This window comes from uncultured Thiodictyon sp., from assembly GCF_903828115.1.
GTDB lineage: Bacteria > Pseudomonadota > Gammaproteobacteria > Chromatiales > Chromatiaceae > Thiodictyon.
Genome location: NZ_CAIKKU010000668.1, coordinates 1 through 1,976 on the forward strand (window position 1 = coordinate 1; position 1,976 = coordinate 1,976).

Sequence of the window (1,976 nt, forward strand, 5' to 3'; positions counted from 1 at the left end):
AATCGAGGTTATCGTAAGCGTTCCGCATTCTCTCGCACCCTGAAGTGCATCGCTTTTCCGATTACGATTACGATTACGACAACGACAACGACAACGACAACGACAACGACAACGACAACGACATCGATTGGGTTTAACTTGTTCGTGACTCGGCCTGCGTCTTCAACGCACCGGGGCCGCCATTCCCGTCAGCAGGCCGGGCGGCTCCACCAGCGCGACAGCCGCTTTTGCAGCACCCGGGTCGGCACCCCCTCGTAATGCGAAACGTCGTTGAAGAGCCGCAAGCGGGCGCGTACGTCGGTGGCGAAATCGAGGATGGTCAGGCCCGCCGGGCTCTGGTCGAGTCGGTCGCGATAGCCGCGGGCATCGAAGCCGAGCAGACTGCTGACCAGCAGCCGGTTGGTCCCCTTATGGGAGACCACCAGCACCGCCCCGTCCCGATGGTGCTGCACGATGCGGCGAAGCACCGGCAAGGCCCGGGCCAGCACGTCGATACCGGACTCGCCACCCGCCGGCGCCACGGTGAGCGGGTCCTCCTGCCAGGCGTCGTATTCGTCGCCGTAGGCGGCCTCGATCTCGTCGCGGGAGCGACCCTCCCAATGCCCGTAGGCGATCTCGCGCAGCTCGGGCTCGACCAGTGGCTCCAGCCCATGCGGTGCGGCGATGATCCGTGCCGTCTCGATGGTGCGGTGCATGGGGCTCGTGTAGACCGCGTCCAGGCTGTCGCAGCGCAGGCGCTGCGCCAGCGCCGCGACCTGGGTGCGCCCCTCGTCGGACAGCGCGACCTCGGTGGAGCCGGCAAACCGGTCCTCGGCGGTCAGTTCGGTCGCACCGTGGCGCACCAGATAGATTCGGGTTGGCATATGAAATCTCCGTTGGGGGCGGGTAGCGGTCGATGGGAGCTGAAGCCTGGTCGCTCGCCGGGAAGGGGTAGGGCGCGTGTCGCCAGACCCGGGGACATTCACCGTCGGCGTGAAGCCTGACCACTGGTCGGACGTTGGTGCTCTGCTTGAGCGAGGGGTCAGGCGTCACCGTACGAGGGGCTGAAGGCCTGTCGTGAGCGCTGCTTGCAGGTCTTGCGGGAGGCTGGCAACGCCTTTGAGTACGCCGGGTCCACCACTGCGCCACTGAACGGTGAATGTCCGTGGCGGTATCCTGCCCGGTAGGAACTCCGAAACGTCGAGAACAACCTCGGTTCCGCCCTCAACCAGCGCCAACGACGCGCCGATCCTGACGGTCGGGCCCAACTCTCGGACCCTGATCAAGACGACCTTCCCGTTTCGTTTCGTCGCTTGCGCGGCGGCAGCAGCTTGGGCGGACTCGTCTGCTCTCTGTGGCAGGCGCTCGAGTGAAGCAGATTTGAAGCATCCCGAATTCTTGAAGAACTGGCCGAGTCCGGCGGCCGCCGCGGCTTCTCGGGCGACAGCATCTTTTTGATCCGCTCGCCACTGCGGCCGCCACCAGATCAGTGCCGTCGTGGATGCCGCGCAGACCGGTTCCTGGGGTGAGGGGCTGAGTTGCGAGGTGGTCGTTGCAGCACAGCCGCCAACGGCGAGAAGGAGAGCGGCAATTGGGAGAAGCGGGGAGCGCGGCATGGTCGTGGTTTCGTTTGTGACGCCTTAGCAGTAGGGCGAATTCCAGGAACAGGTGACTTCTTGGCTGGCACAGTGGGTCGCCGGGGCCTTGATCGTAAATCCGCCCAGCCCACTCCCTCGTGACACCGCTCTAGCGGTGTCACGCATGTGTTCGGCGCTCTGCGCCCCGAGGCCGGCGGGCGGAGTTATGACCAAGGCCGGTCGCCGGCGCGGTGAGCGTCGGTGCGAAAAGATACAGCGACCACATGGCATGAAAGAGGGTTGAGCGCATCGGTACGGTTGCGTATGCGAGCTAAGAGGGTATAGACAAAATTAAGTCGTTGTCGTCATGCGTCGTAGAAGGATCCGCGCCTCAGTGAGCCAGACCCAGGCTTCGGACAC

Annotated in this window: 2 protein-coding genes; one reads left to right on the forward strand and one right to left on the reverse strand. The window is 64.5% G+C overall.

Annotated features, from left to right (window positions below; translation table 11 throughout):
- A partial coding sequence (locus tag QZY48_RS25215) for a hypothetical protein (protein ID WP_295436254.1) occupies nucleotides 1–258 on the forward strand: 258 nt, incomplete at its 5' end.
- Here QZY48_RS25215 and QZY48_RS25220 read toward each other — a convergent pair.
- Entirely contained in the window at nucleotides 189–863 is a 675-nt protein-coding gene (locus QZY48_RS25220) for a histidine phosphatase family protein (protein ID WP_295436256.1), read from the reverse strand. The two genes, QZY48_RS25215 and QZY48_RS25220, sit on opposite strands and share 70 nt — an antisense overlap.
- Between the last annotated feature and the right edge of the window lie 1,113 nt (nucleotides 864–1,976).

Excerpts from the sequence above, each read along its gene's own strand:
- QZY48_RS25220 (WP_295436256.1), bottom strand. The coding sequence starts at position 863 with ATGCCAACCCGAATCTATCTGGTGCGCCACGGTGCGACCGAACTGACC.